General features: G+C 67.1%; 21 protein-coding genes and 4 tRNA genes. 11 read left to right on the top strand and 14 right to left on the bottom strand.

The genetic code is table 11. The features are described 5' to 3' along the window. Positions 1-10: 10 nt before the first annotated feature. Entirely contained in the window at positions 11-712 is a 702-nt protein-coding gene (locus tag ACGFZ3_RS03650; protein WP_392916498.1) for a pirin family protein, read from the bottom strand. Between the two features lie 140 nt (positions 713-852). Here ACGFZ3_RS03650 and ACGFZ3_RS03655 point away from each other — a divergent pair, with 140 nt between their 5' ends. Together ACGFZ3_RS03655 and ACGFZ3_RS03660 are read left to right on the top strand one after the other, a co-directional pair. Continuing rightward, complete coding sequence (locus tag ACGFZ3_RS03655; protein WP_392916501.1) at positions 853-1776, top strand: LysR family transcriptional regulator; 924 nt, start codon at positions 853-855, stop codon at positions 1774-1776. 111 nt (positions 1777-1887) lie between these two features. Continuing rightward, positions 1888-3036: an alpha/beta fold hydrolase gene (locus tag ACGFZ3_RS03660; RefSeq protein ID WP_392916504.1), complete on the top strand. Its 1149-nt coding sequence runs from the start codon at positions 1888-1890 to the stop codon at positions 3034-3036. A 44-nt stretch (positions 3037-3080) separates the two neighbouring features. On the opposite strand, the gene ACGFZ3_RS03665 is transcribed toward ACGFZ3_RS03660, so the two are convergent. The 9 genes from ACGFZ3_RS03665 to ACGFZ3_RS03705 form a co-directional block, all read right to left on the bottom strand. Then, a tRNA-Arg gene (locus tag ACGFZ3_RS03665) sits at positions 3081-3157 on the bottom strand. A 32-nt stretch (positions 3158-3189) separates the two neighbouring features. After that, positions 3190-3266, bottom strand: a tRNA-Arg gene (locus ACGFZ3_RS03670). Between the two features lie 54 nt (positions 3267-3320). Continuing rightward, positions 3321-3397: transfer RNA gene (locus tag ACGFZ3_RS03675), tRNA-Arg, on the bottom strand. 61 nt (positions 3398-3458) lie between these two features. After that, the gene (locus ACGFZ3_RS03680) at positions 3459-4298 is read right to left on the bottom strand and encodes an alpha/beta fold hydrolase (RefSeq protein ID WP_392916507.1); all 840 of its coding nucleotides are present in this window, start codon (positions 4296-4298) and stop codon (positions 3459-3461) included. Beyond that, positions 4295-5104: a bifunctional hydroxymethylpyrimidine kinase/phosphomethylpyrimidine kinase gene (gene thiD / locus ACGFZ3_RS03685; protein ID WP_392916510.1), complete on the bottom strand. Its 810-nt coding sequence runs from the start codon at positions 5102-5104 to the stop codon at positions 4295-4297. The genes ACGFZ3_RS03680 and thiD overlap by 4 nt, the downstream gene beginning before the upstream one ends. Before the next feature lie 36 nt (positions 5105-5140). Then, positions 5141-5644, bottom strand: coding sequence for a hypothetical protein (locus ACGFZ3_RS03690; protein ID WP_392916513.1), 504 nt, complete (start codon positions 5642-5644; stop codon positions 5141-5143). Next, positions 5641-7041, bottom strand: a complete 1401-nt coding sequence (locus ACGFZ3_RS03695; protein ID WP_392916516.1) for a PhoH family protein — start codon at positions 7039-7041, stop codon at positions 5641-5643. Before ACGFZ3_RS03695 ends, ACGFZ3_RS03690 begins: the two co-directional genes overlap by 4 nt. Positions 7042-7122: 81 nt before the next feature. Then, positions 7123-7602: a peroxiredoxin gene (locus tag ACGFZ3_RS03700; protein ID WP_392916519.1), complete on the bottom strand. Its 480-nt coding sequence runs from the start codon at positions 7600-7602 to the stop codon at positions 7123-7125. 81 nt (positions 7603-7683) lie between these two features. Then, on the bottom strand, positions 7684-8244 hold the full coding sequence (locus ACGFZ3_RS03705) for a glycine cleavage system protein R (RefSeq protein WP_392916522.1): 561 nt from the start codon (positions 8242-8244) through the stop codon (positions 7684-7686). 162 nt (positions 8245-8406) lie between these two features. On the opposite strand from ACGFZ3_RS03705, the gene dapA reads away from it, so the two are divergent. Together dapA and ACGFZ3_RS03715 are read left to right on the top strand one after the other, a co-directional pair. Next, a complete protein-coding gene (gene dapA / locus ACGFZ3_RS03710; RefSeq protein WP_392916526.1) occupies positions 8407-9300 on the top strand; it encodes a 4-hydroxy-tetrahydrodipicolinate synthase in 894 nt (297 codons plus the stop codon). Between the two features lie 28 nt (positions 9301-9328). Then, complete coding sequence (locus ACGFZ3_RS03715; RefSeq protein ID WP_392916529.1) at positions 9329-9838, top strand: hypothetical protein; 510 nt, start codon at positions 9329-9331, stop codon at positions 9836-9838. Between the two features lie 496 nt (positions 9839-10334). On the opposite strand, the gene fdxA is transcribed toward ACGFZ3_RS03715, so the two are convergent. Continuing rightward, on the bottom strand, positions 10335-10658 hold the full coding sequence (gene fdxA / locus ACGFZ3_RS03720; RefSeq protein WP_392916532.1) for a ferredoxin FdxA: 324 nt from the start codon (positions 10656-10658) through the stop codon (positions 10335-10337). 247 nt (positions 10659-10905) lie between these two features. Here fdxA and ACGFZ3_RS03725 point away from each other — a divergent pair, with 247 nt between their 5' ends. Further along, complete coding sequence (locus ACGFZ3_RS03725) at positions 10906-12327, top strand: sugar porter family MFS transporter (protein WP_392916535.1); 1422 nt, start codon at positions 10906-10908, stop codon at positions 12325-12327. A 64-nt stretch (positions 12328-12391) separates the two neighbouring features. Here the strand turns inward: ACGFZ3_RS03725 and ACGFZ3_RS03730 are convergent. Continuing rightward, positions 12392-12466: transfer RNA gene (locus tag ACGFZ3_RS03730), tRNA-Glu, on the bottom strand. A 50-nt stretch (positions 12467-12516) separates the two neighbouring features. Between ACGFZ3_RS03730 and pcnB the strand changes: the two genes are divergently transcribed. The 6 genes from pcnB to pgi all read left to right on the top strand — a co-directional run bounded on the left by pcnB (position 12517) and on the right by pgi (position 18189). Beyond that, the gene (gene pcnB / locus ACGFZ3_RS03735; protein WP_392917584.1) at positions 12517-13887 is read left to right on the top strand and encodes a polynucleotide adenylyltransferase PcnB; all 1371 of its coding nucleotides are present in this window, start codon (positions 12517-12519) and stop codon (positions 13885-13887) included. A gap of 3 nt (positions 13888-13890) precedes the next feature. Further along, on the top strand, positions 13891-14379 hold the full coding sequence (folK, locus tag ACGFZ3_RS03740; protein ID WP_392916538.1) for a 2-amino-4-hydroxy-6-hydroxymethyldihydropteridine diphosphokinase: 489 nt from the start codon (positions 13891-13893) through the stop codon (positions 14377-14379). A 31-nt stretch (positions 14380-14410) separates the two neighbouring features. After that, the gene (gene panB, locus ACGFZ3_RS03745; protein ID WP_392916541.1) at positions 14411-15226 is read left to right on the top strand and encodes a 3-methyl-2-oxobutanoate hydroxymethyltransferase; all 816 of its coding nucleotides are present in this window, start codon (positions 14411-14413) and stop codon (positions 15224-15226) included. After that, the gene (gene panC, locus ACGFZ3_RS03750; protein WP_392916544.1) at positions 15223-16065 is read left to right on the top strand and encodes a pantoate--beta-alanine ligase; all 843 of its coding nucleotides are present in this window, start codon (positions 15223-15225) and stop codon (positions 16063-16065) included. Before panB ends, panC begins: the two co-directional genes overlap by 4 nt. Before the next feature lie 235 nt (positions 16066-16300). Next, the gene (gene panD, locus ACGFZ3_RS03755) at positions 16301-16681 is read left to right on the top strand and encodes an aspartate 1-decarboxylase (protein ID WP_068850963.1); all 381 of its coding nucleotides are present in this window, start codon (positions 16301-16303) and stop codon (positions 16679-16681) included. Then, positions 16678-18189: a glucose-6-phosphate isomerase gene (gene pgi / locus ACGFZ3_RS03760; protein WP_392916548.1), complete on the top strand. Its 1512-nt coding sequence runs from the start codon at positions 16678-16680 to the stop codon at positions 18187-18189. The genes panD and pgi overlap by 4 nt, the downstream gene beginning before the upstream one ends. Positions 18190-18355: 166 nt before the next feature. Here the strand turns inward: pgi and ACGFZ3_RS03765 are convergent, their stop codons facing one another. Together ACGFZ3_RS03765 and ACGFZ3_RS03770 are read right to left on the bottom strand one after the other, a co-directional pair. Next, entirely contained in the window at positions 18356-18934 is a 579-nt protein-coding gene (locus ACGFZ3_RS03765) for a response regulator transcription factor (protein WP_392916550.1), read from the bottom strand. Continuing rightward, positions 18931-20157, bottom strand: a complete 1227-nt coding sequence (locus ACGFZ3_RS03770; RefSeq protein WP_392916553.1) for an ATP-binding protein — start codon at positions 20155-20157, stop codon at positions 18931-18933. The genes ACGFZ3_RS03765 and ACGFZ3_RS03770 overlap by 4 nt, the downstream gene beginning before the upstream one ends. Between the last annotated feature and the right edge of the window lie 128 nt (positions 20158-20285).

Consider the following 20285-nt stretch of genomic DNA (forward strand, 5'->3'; position numbering starts at 1 on the left):
ACGGCAGCGGTTACAGCGGCAGGTCGAACACGAGTACTTCGGCATCGCTCGCGTTTTCCAGAGTCACCTGGGCCTCGTCGGTGATCTGCAGGGCATCGCCGGTGTCCAGCGTGATGCCGTTGACCTGCAGCTGGCCGCGGGCCACCTGCACGTACGCGCCACGACGCGGGGAAAGGGCCAGGTGGGCACGCTCGTCACCGTCCAGGATCGTGGCGTAGATGTTGGCGTCCTGGTGGATCAGAAGCGAGCCATCACGGCCGTCCTTCGAGGCGATCAGGCGCAACTGGCCGCGCTTGGCTTCGGGCGCGAAATGCGTCTCCTGGTAGCTTGGCGTGATGTTCTCCGCATCCGGGAACAGCCAGATCTGCAGGAAGTGCACGGTCTCGTCGGCCGAGTGGTTGAATTCGCTGTGGCTGACCCCGCTGCCGGCGCTCATGCGCTGCACGTCGCCGTAGCGCAGGACCGAGCCGGTCCCCATCGAGTCCTTGTGCTCCAGCGCACCGCCGAGCACGTAGGAGATGATCTCCATGTTGCTGTGGCTGTGGGTGCCGAAGCCCTGGCCGCCAATCACCCTGTCTTCGTTGATCACGCGCAGCGGGCCGAAGCTGGTGTAGCGCGGGTCGTAGTAGTTGGCGAAAGAGAAGGTGTGCTGGGAGTTCAGCCAGCCATGGTTGGCCTGGCCACGCGTAGCGCTCTTGCGGATCTGCAGCATGATGTTCTCTTGGGTTGTTCGATCGTTTCGATGGCGGTCGGGGGCGGTATGTGCGTCCCCTTTCCTGTTGGCGCCAGTATCCGCTTGCACCGTTCGCTTGAAAAACGGATAGTTTTGCAAGCCATCATCGAAAAATTCGAATGCTCAAGCTCAGCCTCGATGCCCTGCAGATCCTGGATGCCATCGACCGCCGCGGCTCGTTCGCCTCGGCCGGCAAGGCGCTGCACAAAGTGCCTTCAACCATCTCCTACACCGTGTCCAAGCTGGAACAGGACCTGGGCGTGCAGCTGTTCGACCGGATCGGCCCCCGCGCGCATCTCACCGAGGCCGGGGTGGCGCTGCTGGACGAGGGCCGGCACCTGCTGCGCGCGGCACGTGAGCTGGAGATGCGGGTGCGCCGGGTGGCGTCGGGGTGGGAGGCCGAGCTGACCGTGGCCGTGGACTCGCTGTTCCAGCCAGCGCTGTTGGCCGAGGACGTGCGGGCGTTCAGCGCGGTGGCCGAGCAGACCCGGATCCGGTTGATCAGCGAAGCGCTGTCCGGCACCTGGGAAGCCCTGCTGGATCGGCGTGCGGACCTGCTGGTGGGTGCGGCGGGGGAGGGGCCGAGTGGCGGCGGCTACGTAGTCGAACCGCTGGGCGTGGTGCGGTTTGTGTTCGCGGTGGCGCCCGGGCACCCGCTGGCGGCGCTTCCGGAACCCCTGGGGCGCGAACAGCTGGCCGCCCACTGCGCCATTGCCGTGGCCGATTCCGCGCGGCGATTGCTGCCGCGCACGGTCGGCTTGCTGATGGGGCAGGAGACGGTGACCGTGCCCGATACGGTCAGCAAGTTCCGGCTGCAGTGCGCTGGCCTGGGCTTCGGCTTCCTGCCCGAGCCGTATGTCCAGGCGGCGGTGGCGCAGGGCCGCCTGGTGGTGCGCGAGGTGGAGGAGCCCAAGCCGGACGAAACCTTCTGGCTGGCCTGGCGGACCGGGGAGGAGGGCGCCGCGCTGCGCTGGTGGCGCGAGCGGATGCGCCAGCCGGGGCTGATGGAGGGGTGGTGGGGGCAGATGGGCGCGTGGTCATGACGCCCGGCGGCTGAATGAATGCCGTCCTGTCATCGATCGGTCATGTGGCTGCGGTAGAGCGGCCCGGGCGCGATGGTTAACCTGCGCGGCTCAATCTGACTCTCTGCGCCCATGAAACGCCTGCTGCTGCTTCTGCTGGCCGGGGCCGGCCTGTGGCTGGCCGCGTGCTCATCGCTCAATTCCTCTGCCGCTTCCACCTCGCTGAGCGATCGGCTGGTCGCCCCCGGCGGCGTGTCCACGCTGCTCGATACCGCGCGCATCAGCGAAGCGGTGGCGGCGGTGCCCAACCGGCATGGCGTCGTCACCGGCCGGGCGGGCGTTCCGCTGTTCTGGCGGGCGTTCGATCCGGGCCGCTACGGACTTCGGTATCAGTACCTTGCGCAGCGCCACGAAAATGGCGAGCCGTTGAACACCGGCCTGCAGCTGGCCCTGCCGCACCCGTTCAAGCCGCAGGCCCCGCGCGGCACCGTGGTGCTGCTGCACGGCTGGATGATGAACGGCGATTCGATGCTGCCGTGGTCGTTGCAGCTGGCCGAATCGGGTTACCGGGTGATCACCATCGACCTGCGCAACCACGGGCATTCCGGGGCGGGGCCGTCGGGCTACGGGACGTTTGAATCCGACGATGTGGTCGATGTGATCGATACGCTGCAGCAGCGAGGAGAAGTGGTCGGGCCGCTGTACCTGTTCGGTGTGTCCTACGGCGCAGCCACCGCGCTGTTCACGGCCGACAAGCTCGGCGACCGCGTCACGGGGGTGGTGGCGATGGAATCGTTCGCCAACGCCGGCGAGGCGATCCGCAGCATGATCCCGCACCTGATGTCGCTGCAGCCCACCGCATGGAAGGCGCAGGCAATGGCCGCATACGGGCGCTGGCGCTATGGCGGGCAGGACATCAACGCGGTGATCGCCGCTGCCAGCCAGCGCCTTGACCTGGACCTGGACGCGGTGGACGTGACCCGCGCGCTGGCCGACACGCGCGCCTGCGTGCTGCTGCTGCACGGCCAGGACGACGCGCACGTGCGGGTGGAGCAGGGGCGTGCGCTGGCCGCCGCCAGTCCGCGCGTGCATTACATCGAGATGCGGGGCGAGGACCACATCACCCTGCCGCTGCGGCTGGACCTGCTGGGTGGGGTGGTCGATGACTGGCTCGCGCATGACGACCATGCCGGTGGCAGCTGCCCGGCGCCGGAGATCCCGCGGGAAGCAGACCGGATGGCCATGTCGGCGGTACGCACCGGGCAGCCGGCGCGCTCGTAACAAAAAAGGCAGCACGTGGCTGCCTTTTTTCGTCTTCGATGCAATGGTGCGCCCGGAGAGATTCGAACTCCCGACCGCCTGGTTCGTAGCCAGGTACTCTATCCAACTGAGCTACGGGCGCGCTTGCATTGTCTGGTTGTTGCCGCGATGTAATGGTGCGCCCGGAGAGATTCGAACTCCCGACCGCCTGGTTCGTAGCCAGGTACTCTATCCAACTGAGCTACGGGCGCATTTACATCACGTTGTTGCCGCTACCGGCGGAGGCGAAGCTGCCGGCCTGTTGATGGTGCGCCCGGAGAGATTCGAACTCCCGACCGCCTGGTTCGTAGCCAGGTACTCTATCCAACTGAGCTACGGGCGCGTCAACAGGAGCGGAATTATGCGGATCGACGTCGCATCCGTCAACGCTTTTGTGAAGGACTTCATTCAAATGAATGAAAAAGCGCCTTCACCACGGCCTCCGGCGCCTTCATCCACGCGAAGTGGTCGGCCTGCGTGCCCAGCGTGTCGGCGGGCACGATCGACAGCGTGGAAGTGACCTGCGGCAGCTTGGCCAGCAGGCCCTGCATCGAGCCGGGCGGCGCCAGCCAGTCGTCGGCCAGCACCACCGCGTCGGCGTGGCCGTGCAGGCGACGCATTCCGCCTTCCAGGTCCGCCCGCACGCCCACCGCAGCGTAATGGTTGTTCAGCCCCACCCGGGCCCAGTCGCGTATCACGCCGCGCGCTTCGGTGCCGCCAAAACCGAGCCGCCGCCCATGCAGCACGCCCTGGCGCTGCGCCAGCCATGGCAGGAAGCGGTACACCAGCGGCAGTGTCCAGCCGCGCCGGGCAGGGAAGCTGCGCCAGTACGGGGTACCGGTGGCGACCAGCCAGAAACGCGCGAACACGCCGGGATGCAGGCCGCCGAACACGCAGGCCAGCTGCCCGCCCAAGCTGTGCCCGCCGATGATCAGCGGCACGTTGCCATGCAGGCGCAACGCGGCCAGGCTCGCCGGGAGATCCTGTTCGAGGATTTCGCGGTAACCCCAGTCCTGTTCGCGCGACGGGCGCAGGCTGCTGCTGCCGTTACCGCGCCATTCGTGCAGGAATACGCTGATGCCACGTGCGGCCAGCGCATCGGCAAACGGTTGGTAGTTGCGTGCTGATACCCCCAGCGCCGGCAGCCACAGGAGCTGCGCACGCGGCTGCGCCGGCACGCGCCCGATCAGCTCGAACCGGTGGCCGTCATCGGCCTGCACCGGCACCACCAGCGGGCGCATCATGCCGGCCGCGCCGCGCCGAAGTGATCCAGTACCCGCACCGCGCTGCGGCCGGGCGTGTAGCCTCCCTGCAGGGCGCGTGCGACGTAATCAATGGCCGCCTCGCAGGCATTCGGCAGCGACAGCCCGCAGCACAGTTGCGCGGCAATCGCCGACGCCAGCGTGCAGCCGGTGCCATGCGCGTCCACCGGCAACCGGGTGTGGATGAATTCTTCGCGGGTGACGCCATCGAAGTAGCGGTCGATCACCCGTGCGCCTTCGGCCATGTGGCCGCCCTTGAGCAGCACCGCACCGGCGCCGAGATCGAGCAGCGCAGCGGCGGCATCTTCAGCGTCATCGGCGTTCTCGATGCGGCGGCCGAGCAGCAGTTCGGCCTCGGGGGTGTTGGGGGTCAGCAGCGTGGCCAGCGGCAGCAGCCGCCTGCGCAGAACCTCCAATGCGCTGCCTTCGAGCAGGCACGCGCCACTGCTGGCCACCATGACCGGATCGAGCACGACATGGGTCGGTCGATACTTCTCCAGTGCATCGGCGACCAGTGCGATCACCTCGGCGTTGGCCAGCATGCCGAGCTTGACCGCGTGGATGTCGAAATCGGCGAAGCAGGCGTCGATCTGTGCCTGCAGAACATCCAGGGGTGGCACGTGCACTGCGGACACCCCGCGGGTGTTCTGTGCGGTGAGCGCTGTGATCGCTGACAGCCCATGCACGCGGTGTGCGGCGAAGGCTTTCAGGTCGGCCTGGATGCCGGCACCACCGCCGGAATCGGAGCCGGCGATGGTGAGGACGGACACGGGGGTGGAAGGGCTCATCCCGCGATTGTGCAGCGGGGCGGCCTGTTGCGCCATCTACCCGGTTTTGCCGCCGTTGAATGCCAGTTCGGAGAACTCGCCACTGGCCGGATCGAACACCGCGCCCCAGAACATGCTGCCGCCATCGCACACGCGGATCGCTTCGCGCGCGGGGTTCATCTCGCTGTGGTCGGGCAGGCGGAAGGCGTTGAGGTAGATCAGCTTGCGTCCTTCCACTTCGATGCCGACGTACTGGCGGTCGAAATCAGTGACGTTGGGGACCTGCGGTGCAAGTGTGGGCAACCGGCTTTCCAGCTGTTCGATCTGCTGGCGGCTGGGTGCCCAGTAGCCGGTCACCCGCCCCGGCGTCTGGCCGGGACTGGGACGCGAACAGGTATCAAGGACCTGGGCAACCACCTGCGGGCGGGTTACCACCCACGACTGTCCGGTCCTGACCGCCGTCGGTACGGTGGCGCCGGGGCGGGTATTGGCTGGCGTGCAGGCGGCCGCCAGCGCGGCCAGCGCCAGCGGCAGCAGCAGGCGGGAGAGGGGACGGTTCACAACACCTCCGAAGCGTAATCGGCCAGGCGCGATCGCTCGCCACGGCGCAGGGTGATGTGCGCGCTGTGCGGCCAGTTCTTGAAGCGGTCCACCGCGTAGGTCAGGCCCGAGGTGGTTTCGGTGAGATAGGGCGTGTCGATCTGTTCGACATTGCCCAGGCAGACGATCTTGGTGCCGGGGCCTGCACGGGTGATCAGCGTCTTCATCTGCTTGGGGGTGAGGTTCTGCGCCTCGTCCAGGATCAGGTAACGCGACAGGAAGGTGCGGCCGCGCATGAAGTTGAGCGAGCGGATCTTGATCCGGCTGGCGATCAGGTCGTTGGTCGCTGCACGGCCCCATGCACCTCCCTCCTGGGTGTGGGTGAGCACTTCCAGGTTGTCGGTCAGCGCGCCCATCCACGGGGTCATCTTTTCTTCCTCGGTGCCGGGCAGGAAGCCGATGTCCTCGCCCACGCTGACCGTGGCGCGGGTCATGATGATTTCGCGATAACGCTGCTGGTCCATGGTCTGGGCCAGGCCGGCGGCCAGTGCCAGCAGCGTCTTGCCGGTGCCGGCGGTACCCAGCAGGGTGACAAAATCGATCTCCGGGTCCATCAGCGCGTTCAGCGCGAAATTCTGCTCGCGGTTGCGCGCGCTGATTCCCCACACCGCGTGGCTGCCATGGCGGAAATCGTTGACCAGCGACAGGGTGACCTTGCCGCTGCCGTCGACCTTGGCCACGCGCAGTTCGACCTCATCGTCGCCCGGCAGGTAGGCGTACTGGTTGGGGTACCAGTCCTCGTCATCGGTGGCCTGTATTTCGTAACTGGTACGGCCCTTGTCGCTCCAGCTGCGCAGGTCGTTGGTGTGCTTCTTCCAGAAGTCTTCCGGCAGCTCGGTGGCGCCGGTGTAGAGCAGGCTGAAATCGTCCAGCGCCCGGTCGTTCTCGTAGTCTTCCGACACGATCCCGGCGATGGCCGCCTTGATCCGCAGGTTGATGTCCTTGGACACGAACACGACCGGGATTTCCGGCACCTCTTCCTTCAGCGCCAGGATCGCGCCGAGGATGGCGTTGTCCGGAATGACCGCGCCGAAGCTCTTGCCGGCGTCGAAGTGGCTGGTCTGGAAGCGCAGCAGGCCCACGCTCTGCTTGCCGCGCAGCTGCAACCCGTTCGGGCGCTGCAGCGGAATGCCATCGGCCAGGTTGTCCAGGCCGGAGGCCTGTACCAGCTCGTTGAGGAAGCGGCTCACCTGGCGGGCGTTGCGGCTCGCCTCGGAGGTGCCCTTCTTGCCGTTGTCCAGCTCTTCGATCACCTGCATGGGCAGGTAGACATCATGCTCCTCGAACTTGAACAGCGCGGTTGGATCGTGCATGAGCACGTTGGTATCCAGAACGTAGATGCGCTTGCCTCGGGTCATCGTCATTTCCTGGTGGCAGAACAGGGACAAGCCATCACGACCTGCGGGGCAGGGTGATGGCCATTGTGGGGTGCAGGTGGGTCACTGGGTTTTCGCGGCCTTCAGCGCTTCAAGCACGGATTCGGCGTGGCTGGCGACTTTCACCTTGCGCCACGACTGCACGATACGACTGTCGGGAGAAATGAGGAAGGTGCTGCGTTCGATGCCACGCACCTGCTTGCCGTACATGTTCTTAAGCCGGATCACATCAAAGGCGGTACACAGCGCTTCGTCGCCGTCGCTGATCAGCGGGAAGGCAAAGCCCTGCCTGGCGCAGAAGTTGTCATGGGATTTGACCGAATCGCGCGAGACACCAAATACCTGCGCGCCAGCGCGCTTGAATTCCGGCAGCAGGGCGTTGAAATCGAGGCCCTCGGTGGTGCAGCCCGGGGTGCTGTCCTTCGGGTAGAAGTACAGCACCAGCCACTGGCCGGCCAGATCGCCGAGGGTGGTGTGGTCGCCGCCGGACAGGGCCAGCGGGAGGGCGAGGGTGGTGCTGTCCAGGGTATCGCCGTTGTTCATGAGGACCTTGCTGCGGAGCCTGAGTGAAGCGTCTTACAACTGCATGAAACACCGCGCGTTCGTGATGAACGCGCGAAACCGTCAGAACTTCATCGGGTCCATGATCGCGTCCAGGTTGAGGTGGTCGCAGAATTCGAGGAAATCGTCGCGCAGTGCGGCGATGTGCATGTTGGCGGGCACGCCGATGGTGACCTGCGCCGAGAACATTTCCGCGCCGGTCTGCATGGCGCGGTAGCGCGTGCTCTGCAGGTTTTCGATGGTGATGCCCTGGCGGTCGAAGAAATCGGCCAGCTGGAACAGGATGCCGGGCTTGTCAGCCGCGATCACTTCCACGATGTAGGGCAGCAGGTTGGACTGTGCCTGCTTCGCCCCGGTGCGGTACCACACCAGTTTCAGGCCTTCTTCGCGCTCAAGCCGGGTCAGCATGGCTTCCAGCTTGGCAACCGCGTCCCACGAGCCGGTGGCCAGGGCGGTTACGGAGACATCGCGACCCACGGTGGCAAGGCGGGCATCGACCAGGTTGCAGCCGCTGTCGGCGATGCGCCGGGTGACGGGCAGCAGGGGGGACTCCGGATGCGTCGTGTAGGCGTTGATCAGGAGATGGTTTTCGGTCGGCGCAGGCCGCAGCGTGGTGTCGGTCAAGGTGGTTCCGGTAATGCGGGATGAGTCTGAACGGCGCCGACGACGGCGCGTTCGCCGGAGTCCAGCATACTTGCCCGCGCTTTCGACCCGCAAGTAACATGCAACTTGCGTCCGACCGCGCTTTCGGCGGCCTTCGTCCCCCTTCTTCCGAGCATCGTTTCCTTGTCCCTTTCCGGTCTCATCACCGCGCTGGCCACGCCTTTCCAGGCCAATGGCGCATTGGATCCCGACGGTTGGCAGCGCCTGCTGCACCTGCAACTGGAGGGTGGCGTTCACGGGGTGGTGGTAGCCGGCTCGACCGGCGAGGCCGCGGCCCTGTCCGATGACGAATACGATCAGCTGCTGCGCAGCGCGATCAAAACCGTCGCCGGGCGCGTTCCGGTGCTGGCCGGTACCGGACTGTCGGGAACCGCCAAAACGATCGAGCAGACCCGCCGGGCGGCGGCCAGCGGTGCGACCCACGCGCTGGTGGTGACCCCGCCCTACGTGCGTCCGACCCAGGCCGGGCTGATCGCCCACTACCGGGCGGTGGCCGACCAGGGCGGCCTGCCGGTGGTCCTGTACAACGTGCCCGGCCGCACCGGCTGCGACATGCTGCCGGAGACGGTGGCCGAGCTGGCCACGCACCCGAACATCGTGGGCATCAAGGAAGCGGTGGGCGATGTGGGCCGGGTCCAGGCCCTGCTGGCACTGCGTTCGCCCACCTTTGCCATCCTCAGTGGGGATGACGGCACGGCCGCCCGTTCGATCCTGTCCGGGGTCGACGGGCTGATCTCGGTGGGTTCCAACGCGCTTCCCGGTTCCTACCGGCGCATGTGCGAGCTGGCCGCAGCCGGCGAGCGCGAGGCTGCCGAGGCCTGGGATACCCGACTGGAGCCGTTCCATGACTTCTGCGGGGTGGAACCCAACCCCATTCCGGTGAAAGACCTGCTGCGCCGGATCGGCATCGGCCACGGTCTGCGCCTGCCGCTGTTGCCGTTGTCGGCCGCCCACCACGCCGCCGCCGAACACCTGGCCACCGACATCGCTGCGCTCGAAGCCCTTTCCAGCCACTGACATCAGTGGCCTGACCCAGGAGATTCACATGCGTCAATCCGTTTCCGCCATCCGCGTGCTGTCGTTCGCGATTCTGGCCACCGCCACGCTGGCAGGTGTCACCGGCTGCAACCGCGGCGTCAAGGGCGACTACGCACTGGCACCGGAAGTGCGCCCGCTGGAAATCCCGCCGGATCTGAACGCCCCGGGCACCAACCCGGCTGCCCAGGTCCCGGTGCTGGCCTCGCAGGCCGCCAAGCCGGCCCCGAGCCAGGCCGCGGCGGCCAGCAATGCCGGTTTCACCGTTCCGGGCACCAAGGACGAAGTGTTCGGCAAGGTCGGCACCGCACTGGAGTCGGTTGAAGGCGTCAAGATCGCCAGCAAGGCCCAGCTGCTGGGCTCCTACGACGTGGCTTTCGAAGGCAGCGATTTCCTGGTCCGCGTGGTGGCCGTCGAAGCCGGCGCCTACATCTCGGCCGTGGACCCGCGCGGCCTGCCGGCTACCGGCGCGGCCCCGACCAAGCTGCTGGGTGAGCTGAAGGCCAAGCTGGCGCCGTAAGGCCCTTAAAGCCTTTAAGGCCTACTGGGATTGCGGTTTGAATGAGGCTGCCGGGCTTTGCCCGGCAGCCTTTATGCATTTTGGCGAACAGCCGGTGGGCACCGGTTCCTTGGTTTGGCGGGACGGTGCGGGTTTGCGGGGGACGCCGTGAACCCATCCATGGGGGCTTGGCAAAAACATCCATGTTTTTGACACCCCCGCAAACCCGCCCCGTCCCACCTTCGACGGATGAAAGGTGGCCATAGGAGATCAAAACCCACCCGCCGCGTAGGGATACGCCATGCGGGGCTGCTCTTGCCATCCGCCTGCGACCATCCATGGGGGGAGGCCGGCGGGCAGCCCCCGTAGGGACTGTCAAAAACATGGATGTTTTTGCCAAGCCCCCAAGGATGGGTTTACGGCGTGTCCCGTAGGGGGCTGCCCGACGGCCTCCCCGGCACGGGACAATGAAGCGCCGCAAACAACAAAAAAGGCGCCAGAGGCGCCTTTTTCAGTATCACCGCTCCAGATACTGGAGCTTGTCCGGCTTGCCGTCCCAGTCGCCGGCGTCGGCGGGCGGGTCCTTGCGCACGGTCAGGACCGGCCAGGCCTTGGCCAGCTCGGCGTTGAGTTCCACGAACTTTTCCTGGCCGGCGGGCACGTCGTCTTCGGGGAAGATCGCGTTGACCGGGCATTCGGGTTCGCACAGGGTGCAGTCGATGCACTCATCCGGGTCGATCACCAGGAAGTTCGGGCCTTCGTGGAAGCAATCCACGGGGCACACTTCCACGCAATCGGTGTGTTTGCACTTGATGCAGTTTTCAGTGACGACAAAGGGCATGGCTGGATCTGGATCCGACAGTAAGCCGGACAATTCTAGAACAGTTGGGCCTTTGTCGCAGTGCACGATGCGCCGAAGCCGGTCGGTAGGGTTAGATGCGATGCCTACCGGTAGACACCCGGGCGGCCACGAGGCAGGCAGATCGGGCCCCCGCAACCCTTTGTGGGCGGGCAGGGGCGTGTGAGAACCTGCCGGATGAGACCCCGCTGCGTGACCCGTTGCTGTCCCACTCCTGCCAGGACCCTTCATGTCCACCACACTTGCAGCCAACGCCGCCCGCGGCGAGAACACCTCCTTCATCGTGCTGATCAGCTGTGTCGCCACCATTGGCGGCTTCCTGTTCGGCTTCGACAGCGGCGTCATCAACGGCACTGTCGATGGCCTCAAGCAGACCTTCCAGTCCAGCGAGGCCGGGATCGGCTTCGAGGTCGCCTCCATGCTGCTGGGCTGCGCGATCGGCGCCTTCTTCGCCGGCCGCCTGGGCGACCGCATGGGCCGGCGCGGGGTGCTGATCATCGCCGCCGTCATGTTCCTGCTGTCGGCACTGGGCGCAGGCGCGGCGCACAGCTCGCTGGCGTTCGTGATCGCCCGCGTGATCGGCGGCTTCGCCGTCGGCGCGGCCAGCGTGATGTCGCCGGCCTACATCGCCGAAGTGGCCTCGGCCCGCTATCGTGGGCGGCTGGCCACGGTGCAGCAGATCGCCATCATCAGCGGCCTGTTCTGCGCGTTCCTGAGCAACTTCCTGCTGGCCCGCGCTGCCGGCGCCTCCACCGAAGCGCTGTGGCTGGGCCAGGAAGCCTGGCGCTGGATGTTCTGGATGCAGGCCATTCCCTCGGCCCTGTTCCTGGTGCTGCTGCTGGTGATTCCGGAAAGCCCGCGCTACCTGGTGGTGAAGGGCCGCCGCGCCGATGCGCTGGCGGTGATGACCCGGCTGTATGGCGCGGCCGAGGCACAGGCCAAGATCGCCGAAATCGAAGGCTCGCTGGCCCAGGACCAGCACCGCCCGCGCTTGTCGGACCTGGTCGACAAGGGCACCGGCAAGCTGCGCGGGATCGTCTGGGTCGGCATCGGCCTGGCCGTGTTCCAGCAGCTGGTCGGCATCAACGTGGTGTTCTATTACGGCGCGGTGCTGTGGCAGGCGGTCGGCTTCTCCGAAAACGACGCGCTGCTGATCAACGTGCTGTCCGGCGCGCTCAGTATCGGCGCCTGCCTGCTTACCGTGGTGCTGATCGACCGGGTCGGCCGCAAGCCGCTGCTGTGGGTCGGTTCGGTCGGCATGTCGGTGGCGCTGGCGCTGATGGTGGTGGCCTTCGCAAGCGGCACCCTGGCCGATGGCCACCTGCAGCTGTCCGACGGCATGGGCCGGTTGGCGCTGGTGGCGGCCAACGTGTACGTCGTGTTCTTCAACATGTCCTGGGGCCCGGTCATGTGGGTGATGCTGGGCGAGATGTTCCCCAACCAGATCCGCGGCTCGGGCCTGGCGGTGGCCGGCGCGGCCCAGTGGACCTCGAACTTCGCCATCACCGTGACGTTTCCCATCCTGCTGGCCGGCATCGGCCTGGCCGGTGCCTACGGCATCTATACGGTGGCGGCGGTGGCCTCGATCTTCTTCGTGCTGCGCTACGTGCGCGAGACCAAGGGCAAGGAACTGGAGCAGATGGAGGGCTGAGGAGCAGCTCCCTCAACGCAAAAACCCCGCCAAGGCGGGGTTTTTCGTCGGCTGGCGCGGCAGATGGTGCTCCCTAGGGGACTCGAACCCCTGTTTTAGCCTTGAGAGGGCCACGTCCTAACCTCTAGACGAAGGGAGCATGCTTTGTCGCGAACTGCGCAGCGCGTTAGTATATGGACCTCGATGCCATTGGGCAATCCCGAAACTTCAACCGGAAGCGCCAACATCAATTCCTCCGCTACATCACCGTTCAGTCTGCGCGTGATCCCCCGCGACCAGCACAACATCTCCCGCAAGGACATCAGCCCCAACGCCCTGCGCGTCCTGTACCGGCTGCGCGACTCGGGCTTTGGCGCCTATCTCGTCGGTGGCGCCGTGCGCGACCTGCTGGTCGGTGGCAACCCCAAGGACTTCGACGTGGCCACCGATGCCACGCCGGAACAGGTCAAGTCGCTGTTCCGCAACTGCCGCCTGATCGGGCGCCGCTTCCGGCTGGCGCACGTGGTGTTCGGCCGCGAGATCATCGAAGTGGCCACCTTCCGCGCCAACATCGACGACGGCAGCGGCGACCGCGAAATGGAAAACGGCATGCTGGTACGCGACAACGTGTACGGCAGCATCGAGGACGACGCGGTGCGCCGCGATTTCACCTGCAACGCGCTGTACTACGCCATCGAGGATTTCTCGGTGCGCGACTACACCGGCGGCTTTGAAGACGTGCAGGCGCGGCTGATGAAACTCATCGGCGATCCGGAAATGCGCTACCAGGAAGATCCGGTGCGCATGCTGCGCGCGGTGCGCCTGGCCGCCAAGCTCGGTTTCCAGATCGACGACGCCAGCGCCGAGCCGCTTCCGCGCCTGGCCAGCCTGTTGGGCGAAGCCGCCCCGGCCCGGTTGTTCGAGGAAGTGCTCAAACTGTTCCTGTCCGGCCATGGCGTGGCCAGTTTCGAAGGGCTGGAGCGGTATGGCCTGCTCGACGTGCTGTTTCCCGAAAGTGCCGCCGCGCTGCGCAGCAACCGCAGCGGCGCGCTGCGCCGCATGGTCATCGAAGGCCTGCACAACACCGACCAGCGCGTGGCCAACGACGAGCCGGTGTCGCCCTCGTTCCTGTTCGCACTGCTCCTGTGGCCGGCCTTCTGCCGCGCGCTGGCGACCCTGCAGAAGCAGGGCGTGCAGCTGGAAGAAGCCCAGCGCCGCGCTGCCGACCGGGTCACCCTGCACCAGCTGACCACCATCGCGCTGCCGCGCCGGTTCTCGCTGCCGATGCAGGAAATCTGGCTGCTGCAGGGGCGCTTCAGCTCGCGCCAGCGCAAGCGCGTGATCCGCACGTTGACCCACCCGCGTTTCCGCGCCGCGTTCGACTTCCTGGCGCTGCGCCAGGTGGCGTCCAGCGAGCACCAGGCCGATGTCGAGTTCTGGCGTGAAGCCCAGCTGCAATCCGGCCCTGAGCTGGATTCCACGCTGGACGCGGCGCAGGTCGACGGGGAGCTGGACGAGACCGGGGCACCGCGCAAGCGCCGTCGCCGTCGTCGTCGTCCCGGTGGCACCGCAGGCGAGTAAGCCGTGACCCTGGCCTGTATTGGACTGGGCGGCAACCTCGGCGACGCCGCCCAGACCCTGCGCGCGGCGTTCGACGCCCTGGCCGCGCTGCCGCTGACCGCGCTGCGGGCGCGCTCGCAGCTGTACAGCACGCCGGCCTGGGGCAATGAGGACCAGCCGGCGTTCGTCAATGCCGCGGCGCTGCTCGACACGGCGCTGGAGCCGGCCGCGCTGCTGGAGGCCCTGTTGGGTATCGAGCGCGACTTCGGCCGGGTCCGCGATGCGGCCGTGCACTGGGGGCCGCGCACGCTCGACCTGGATCTGCTGCTATATGGCGATGCGGTGATCGATCTGCCGCAGCTCAAAGTGCCGCACCCCTATCTGCACGAGCGCGCGTTCGCCCTGCTGCCGCTGGCCGAGATCGCCCCGGAGGCGATGATTCCGGGGCAGGGCCGCGTGCGGGACGCTGCGATGCGTATCGAGGCCTGCGGGATCGCGCCAATAGGAGGATAATGCGGGGCTTATCGCCACCGGTTATCAGCTCATGAGTATCCACGCAGACAGCAAGCCCTGGACCGTGCCCGCACTGGCCGAGGCCAAGCGCAACGGCCAGAAGCTGGTCATGCTGACCGCCTACGACGCCGGCTTCGCGCGTACGTTCGATGCCAACGGCGTCGATCTGATCCTGATTGGCGATTCGCTTGGCATGGTGGTGCAGGGGCATGATTCGACCCTTCCGGTGACCACCGACGACATGGTCTACCACACCCGCGCCGTGGCCCGCGTGCTGCAGCGCGCACTGCTGGTGGCCGATCTGCCGTTCGGCGCCGATGCCACCCCCGAGCGCGCGCTTGACGCTTCGCTGCGCCTGCTCCAGGCCGGCGCGGAAATGGTCAAGATCGAAGGCGCCGGCTTCAAGCTGGATATCATCCGCCATCTGGTGGAACGCGAGATCCCGGTGTGTTCGCACCTGGGCCTGACCCCGCAGTCGGTACTGCGCCTGGGCGGGTACAAGGTGCAGGGGCGCGGCGACGCCGCCCAGCAGCTGCGTGACGACGCCAAGGCGGCGGTGGAAGCCGGCGCCACCCTGATCGTGCTCGAGTGCGTGCCGACGCCAATCGCCACCCAGGTCACCGCCGATGTGGCAGTGCCGACCATCGGCATCGGTGCCGGCCCGGGCTGCGATGGCCAGGTGCTGGTGCTGCACGACTTCCTCGGCCTGGACAGCGGCCACCGCCGTCCCAAGTTCGTCAAGGATTTCCTTGCCGAAGGCGGGTCGGTTGCCGGCGCCGTCCGTGCCTATGCCGACGCCGTGCGCGACGGTTCCTTCCCCGACGCAGAGCACGCCTACGCCTCATGATCGACACCATCACCGAACTGTCCCGCCTGCGCGCCGTCGTCAACGGCTGGAAGCGCGAGGGACTGCGCGTCGCGCTGGTTCCCACCATGGGCAATCTGCACGCCGGCCACTATTCGCTGGTCACCCTGGCCCGGCAGTACGCCGACCGCGTGGTCTCCAGCGTGTTCGTCAACCCGACCCAGTTCGGCCCGAACGAAGACTTCACCCGCTACCCGCGCACGCCCGAAGCCGACACCACCGGACTGGAGCAGGCCGGCTGTGACGTGCTGTGGCTGCCCACCGTCGAATCGATGTACCCGTTCGGGGTGGAGCTCGCTGCCAGCGTGAATGTGCCGGGCATTTCCAGCCTGCTCGAGGGCGCGCACCGCCCGGGCCACTTCGACGGCGTGTGCACTGTGGTCTCGCGCCTGTTCAACCAGGTCCAGCCGGACGTGGCCGCCTTCGGCAAGAAGGATTACCAGCAGCTGGCGGTGATCCGCCAGATGGTGGAAGACCTGGCCTTCCCGATCCAGATCGTCGGCGGCGACATCGTGCGCGAAACCGATGGCCTGGCCATGAGCTCGCGCAACCAGTATCTCAACGCCGAACAGCGCCCGGTCGCGACCACCATCCACCAGGTGCTGCTGGGCATGCGCGAAGGCTTCATCACCGGCAAGACCCGCAGCCTGATCGAAGCCGAAGCCGCCGCCGCCCTGCAGGCGGCCGGCTTCCAGGTCGACTACGCCGTCGTCCGCAAGCCGGACCTGTCCGAGCCGGCCGACAGCGAAGACGGCAACCGCGTCGCCCTGATCGCCGCGCGCATCGGCAACACCCGCCTGATCGACAACCTGGAGTTCTGAGCGGCAGCGCCGGCCGTTGGCTCGTCCGGTAACGCATGACCTCTGGCGAAATCGCTTCCCCGGCCACGGTCATGCGTCCCAGCGCGAATCAACAGGGTCGGCAGTCGTTTGGAAACCGACCCCACCGTCGTGCGCCACGGACGGTACCTGAATGGTTGGCAGCGGGCAGGGCTCCATAACGGCCGCCCGGCCCCCGGGTGCTAGAATTTCCCTTTCCTTTACGTCGTCCCGTGCCATGCACCTCTCCCTGCTCAAGACCAAGATCCACCGCGCCACCGTGACCCATTCGGAGCTGAACTACGAAGGGTCCATAGCCATCGATGACAACCTGCTGCTGGCCACCGGCATCCGTGAGTTCGAGCAGGTGCACATCTGGGACGTCACCAACGGTGCGCGCTTCTCGACCTACGCCATCCGCGCCGAAGCGGGCAGCGGCGTGGTCTCGCTCAACGGCGGCGCCGCGCGCCACGTGCAGGTCGGCGACATCATCATCATTGCCGCCTTCGCCAGCATGAGTGAAGAAGAAGCTGACAGCTTCCGGCCGAAGTTGGTATATGTGGACGGCAACAACCAGATCTCCCACACCAACGACAGCATCCCGACCCAGGCCGCATGACACAGACCAACGGATTCGACCCGCTTCACTCCCATGCCCAGCGCCTGCGTGGCGCGAGCATCCCCGCACTGATCGCTGCCGAACCCGGCCGCGCACAATCGCTGGGGCTGCGGGTCGGTCCGTTGTATGCCAACTTCGCGCGGCAGAAGTATGACCGCGCGGCCTTGGATGCGCTGCTGCAGCTGGCCGCCGAGCGCGATGTCGCCGGCGGCTTCCAGCGCCTGTTCCGCGGCGAGACGGTCAACGTCACCGAGGGCCGTGCCGCGCTGCACACCGCCCTGCGTGGCGATGTCAGTGGCGACCCGGTCGCCGGTGAGGCCTTCGCCACGGCCGCGCAGGTGCGCGCGCAGATGGGCCAACTGATCGCCGCGCTGGAAAAGACCAACGTCACCGACATTGTCAGCGTCGGCATCGGCGGTTCCGACCTCGGTCCGCGGCTGGTCGCCGACGCGCTGCGTCCCGTCACCGGCGCGCGCTTCCGCGTGCACTTCGTTTCCAATGTCGACGGCGCCGCCATGCAGCGCACGCTGGCCGCCCTGGAGCCGGCCACCACTGCCGGCGTCCTGATTTCCAAGACCTTCGGCACCCAGGAAACCCTGCTCAACGGCCAGATCCTGCATGACTGGCTGGGTGGCAGCGAACGCCTGTACGCCGTCAGCGCCAACCCCGAGCGCGCCGCCAAGGCGTTCTCGATCGCCGCCGGCCGCGTGCTGCCGATGTGGGACTGGGTAGGCGGGCGCTATTCACTGTGGTCGGCGGTCGGTTTCCCGATCGCGCTGGCGATCGGCTTCGAGCGCTTTGAGCAGCTGCTGGCCGGTGCGGCCGAGATGGACGCGCATGCGCTCAACGCACCGCTGGCACAGAACCTGCCGGTGCTGCATGCCCTGACCGACATCTGGAACCGCAACCTGCTCGGCCATGCCACGCATGCGGTGATGACCTACGACCAGCGCCTTGCGCTGCTGCCCGCCTACCTGCAGCAGCTGGTGATGGAAAGCCTGGGCAAGCGCGTGCAGCTCGACGGCAGCCCGGTCGGCAGCGACACCGTATCGGTGTGGTGGGGCGGGGCGGGCACCGACGTGCAGCACAGCTTCTTCCAGGCACTGCACCAGGGCACCAGCGTGATCCCGGCCGATTTCATCGGCTGCGTGCGCAACGACGACCCCTATGAGATCAACCACCAGGCGCTGATGGCCAACCTGCTGGCGCAGACCGAAGCGCTGGCCAACGGCCAGGGCAGCGACGATCCGCACCGCGAGTACCCGGGTGGCCGGCCGAGCACGCTGATCCTGCTGGACGCGTTGACCCCGCAGTCGCTCGGCGCGCTGATCGCCATGTACGAACACGCCGTCTACGTGCAGTCGCTGATCTGGAACATCAACGCCTTCGACCAGTTTGGCGTGGAGCTGGGCAAGCAGCTGGCCAGCCAGCTGCTGCCGGCGCTGCAGGGCGAGCCGCACGGCATCACCGATCCGGTGACGCTGGAGCTGCTGGGCCGGCTTCGGTAACGACGTATCGACCAACGGTCGATACCTACCAGCGCGGGTGTATCGACGAAAGGTCGATATCGGCGGGGGTCGGGTGTGTCGACGAACGGCCGATACCCACCGGGGCGGGTGTATCGGCCCCGGAGGTAGGCGACGACCGTTGGTCGTCGCGCCTTGAACGCGGCCGCTACCGCGTCGGATCACGCTCCGGGCTGGGTCGTTTTGCCAACTTCCGCTGCAACGAACGCCGGTGCATGCCGAGCAGGCGTGCCGCCGCCGACACGTTGCCGCCCGTTTCGTGCATCGCCTGCTGGATGTGCTCCCACTGCAGGCGGCTGATCGGCGTCATCGCGTCCGGTGGCTCCATCTCGCCATCGTCGGCCGGGCCGTCGTCTTCCTCGCCCAGCGCCCGCAGGATCATCGGTACGGTGGCCGGCTTGGGCAGGTAATCATCGGCGCCGAGCTTGATCGCCTCTACTGCGGTGGCAATGCTGGCGTAACCGGTAACCAGCAGTATCCGCATGTCGTCGCGCAACGCCCGCAGCGGCTGGATCAGCGCCAGGCCGGATTCCGAGCCCAGCTTCAGGTCGATCAGGGCATACGCCGGGGGCTGTTGCCGGGCCAGCAGCAGCGCCGAGGCGGTGTCACTGGCCGTCACTGTTTCCAGACCCTTGCGGGCCAGGCTGCGCTGCAGCGTGCGCAGGTACAGCTCATCGTCGTCGACCAGCAGGCCGAGGCTGGAGGCGGGGAGGGGAGGGGTGTTCATGGTGAAATCTCCGGTGCAGCCAAGGGCAGGCGGAAGCCGACGCGGGTGCCGGCGCCCTGCGCCGGCCGCATCCACAACTCGCCGTCCAGGCGCTCGATGGTGGCGTGGGACAGGGCCAGGCCCACCCCCATGCCCTGGGTCTTGCCGCTGTTGAACAGGGTGCCCGGCAGCACCGCATCGCGGGCGTCGAACCCGCGGCCGTAATCGCGTACTTCGCCGATCAGGTCGTGGCCTTCGATGCGCAGGGTCAGGTCCACCTGCGGCCGCTCGGCCTGTTCCCCGGCATCTGCAGCATTGTTGAGCAGCACCATCAGCAGATGGCCGATGCCCGGGTCCAGCGGCAGCCGCAGCGGTGCATCCTCGTTGCGCTTGAGGGTGATGGTCGGGCGCACCAGCTGCCATTGTTCCAGCACCTGCGGCAGGGTCACCGGTTCATTGCCCCGGGCCCGGCCGGCGGCCGGCCGGGCCAGGGCCAGCACGCGCTCGCGGCACTGCACGAGCAGCTCGCGCAGGGTGTCCACGTCGTCGCGGACTTCCGGGTTGTCGGTCTGGTCGGCGATATCGTCGGCCAGCAGTGTCATGGTCGCCAGCGGCGTGTTGAGTTCATGCGCCACCGAGGCGGCATGCGTCGCCAGCGCTACGATGCCTTCGTTGCGTGCGAAGCGCTCGCGCAGCAGGGCCAGTTCGTGCTCGCGCCGGCGCAGTGCCATTGCCAGACGGGTGGCGAAGGCAAGCACCACCGCGGCCGACAGCAGGAAGTTGGCGACCACGCCCCACTGGTGCAGGTCCATGGCGGTGAAGTACCCGTGCGGCAGCGGCTTTCCGAAGATGCCGCTGACCGCATAACCGATCAGACAGGCCGCTGCCACCGCCAGGGTCCAGCGCACCGGCAGGGCCAGCGCGGCCAGCGCGATCAGGATCAGGAACAGCGAACCGAACGGGTTGCCCACCCCGCCGCTCCACCCCACCATCCAGGTCAGCACTGCCACGTCCACCAGGATGTGGCAGAAGGCGGTGAGCGGGGCGGTATCGGCGTCCAGCACCCGCAACTGTGCGTACAGGTTGAACAGGATCAGCACCAGTACCCCGGACCACAGCGGCAACTGCGGCAGTTCCAGCCCCAGCACCCAGCTCGCCACCAGGATGGTCGCGGCCTGGCCGGCCACGGCCAGCCAGCGCAGGCTGCACAGGGTGCGGAGGAAGGGGGCGTCGGTACCAGTCATCAGCTGTCATCGTATGCGTTTGCGCGGCAGCCTGCCTGCGACAATCGGCCGCATCGGGCCGGCCCGGGGCAAAAATGAGTGCCAACCAACGGTCGCCACCTACCCGTGCGCTTGGCGCGCTAAAATGC

It is taken from the genome of Stenotrophomonas sp. NPDC047960 (genome assembly GCF_043204395.1).
Classification (GTDB): domain Bacteria; phylum Pseudomonadota; class Gammaproteobacteria; order Xanthomonadales; family Xanthomonadaceae; genus Stenotrophomonas.

What these genes read in the sequence shown, in the direction of transcription:
- ACGFZ3_RS03650 (WP_392916498.1), bottom strand. Translation starts at nt 712, where the DNA reads ATGCTGCAGATCCGCAAGAGCGCTACGCGTGGCCAGGCCAACCATGGC.
- ACGFZ3_RS03655 (WP_392916501.1), top strand. Translation starts at nt 853, where the DNA reads ATGCTCAAGCTCAGCCTCGATGCCCTGCAGATCCTGGATGCCATCGAC.
- ACGFZ3_RS03660 (WP_392916504.1), top strand. Translation starts at nt 1,888, where the DNA reads ATGAAACGCCTGCTGCTGCTTCTGCTGGCCGGGGCCGGCCTGTGGCTG.
- ACGFZ3_RS03680 (WP_392916507.1), bottom strand. Translation starts at nt 4,298, where the DNA reads ATGATGCGCCCGCTGGTGGTGCCGGTGCAGGCCGATGACGGCCACCGG.
- thiD (WP_392916510.1), bottom strand. Translation starts at nt 5,104, where the DNA reads ATGAGCCCTTCCACCCCCGTGTCCGTCCTCACCATCGCCGGCTCCGAT.
- ACGFZ3_RS03695 (WP_392916516.1), bottom strand. Translation starts at nt 7,041, where the DNA reads ATGACCCGAGGCAAGCGCATCTACGTTCTGGATACCAACGTGCTCATG.
- ACGFZ3_RS03700 (WP_392916519.1), bottom strand. Translation starts at nt 7,602, where the DNA reads ATGAACAACGGCGATACCCTGGACAGCACCACCCTCGCCCTCCCGCTG.
- ACGFZ3_RS03715 (WP_392916529.1), top strand. Translation starts at nt 9,329, where the DNA reads ATGCGTCAATCCGTTTCCGCCATCCGCGTGCTGTCGTTCGCGATTCTG.
- fdxA (WP_392916532.1), bottom strand. Translation starts at nt 10,658, where the DNA reads ATGCCCTTTGTCGTCACTGAAAACTGCATCAAGTGCAAACACACCGAT.
- ACGFZ3_RS03725 (WP_392916535.1), top strand. Translation starts at nt 10,906, where the DNA reads ATGTCCACCACACTTGCAGCCAACGCCGCCCGCGGCGAGAACACCTCC.
- panB (WP_392916541.1), top strand. Translation starts at nt 14,411, where the DNA reads ATGAGTATCCACGCAGACAGCAAGCCCTGGACCGTGCCCGCACTGGCC.
- panC (WP_392916544.1), top strand. Translation starts at nt 15,223, where the DNA reads ATGATCGACACCATCACCGAACTGTCCCGCCTGCGCGCCGTCGTCAAC.
- panD (WP_068850963.1), top strand. Translation starts at nt 16,301, where the DNA reads ATGCACCTCTCCCTGCTCAAGACCAAGATCCACCGCGCCACCGTGACC.
- pgi (WP_392916548.1), top strand. Translation starts at nt 16,678, where the DNA reads ATGACACAGACCAACGGATTCGACCCGCTTCACTCCCATGCCCAGCGC.
- ACGFZ3_RS03765 (WP_392916550.1), bottom strand. Translation starts at nt 18,934, where the DNA reads ATGAACACCCCTCCCCTCCCCGCCTCCAGCCTCGGCCTGCTGGTCGAC.
- ACGFZ3_RS03770 (WP_392916553.1), bottom strand. Translation starts at nt 20,157, where the DNA reads ATGACTGGTACCGACGCCCCCTTCCTCCGCACCCTGTGCAGCCTGCGC.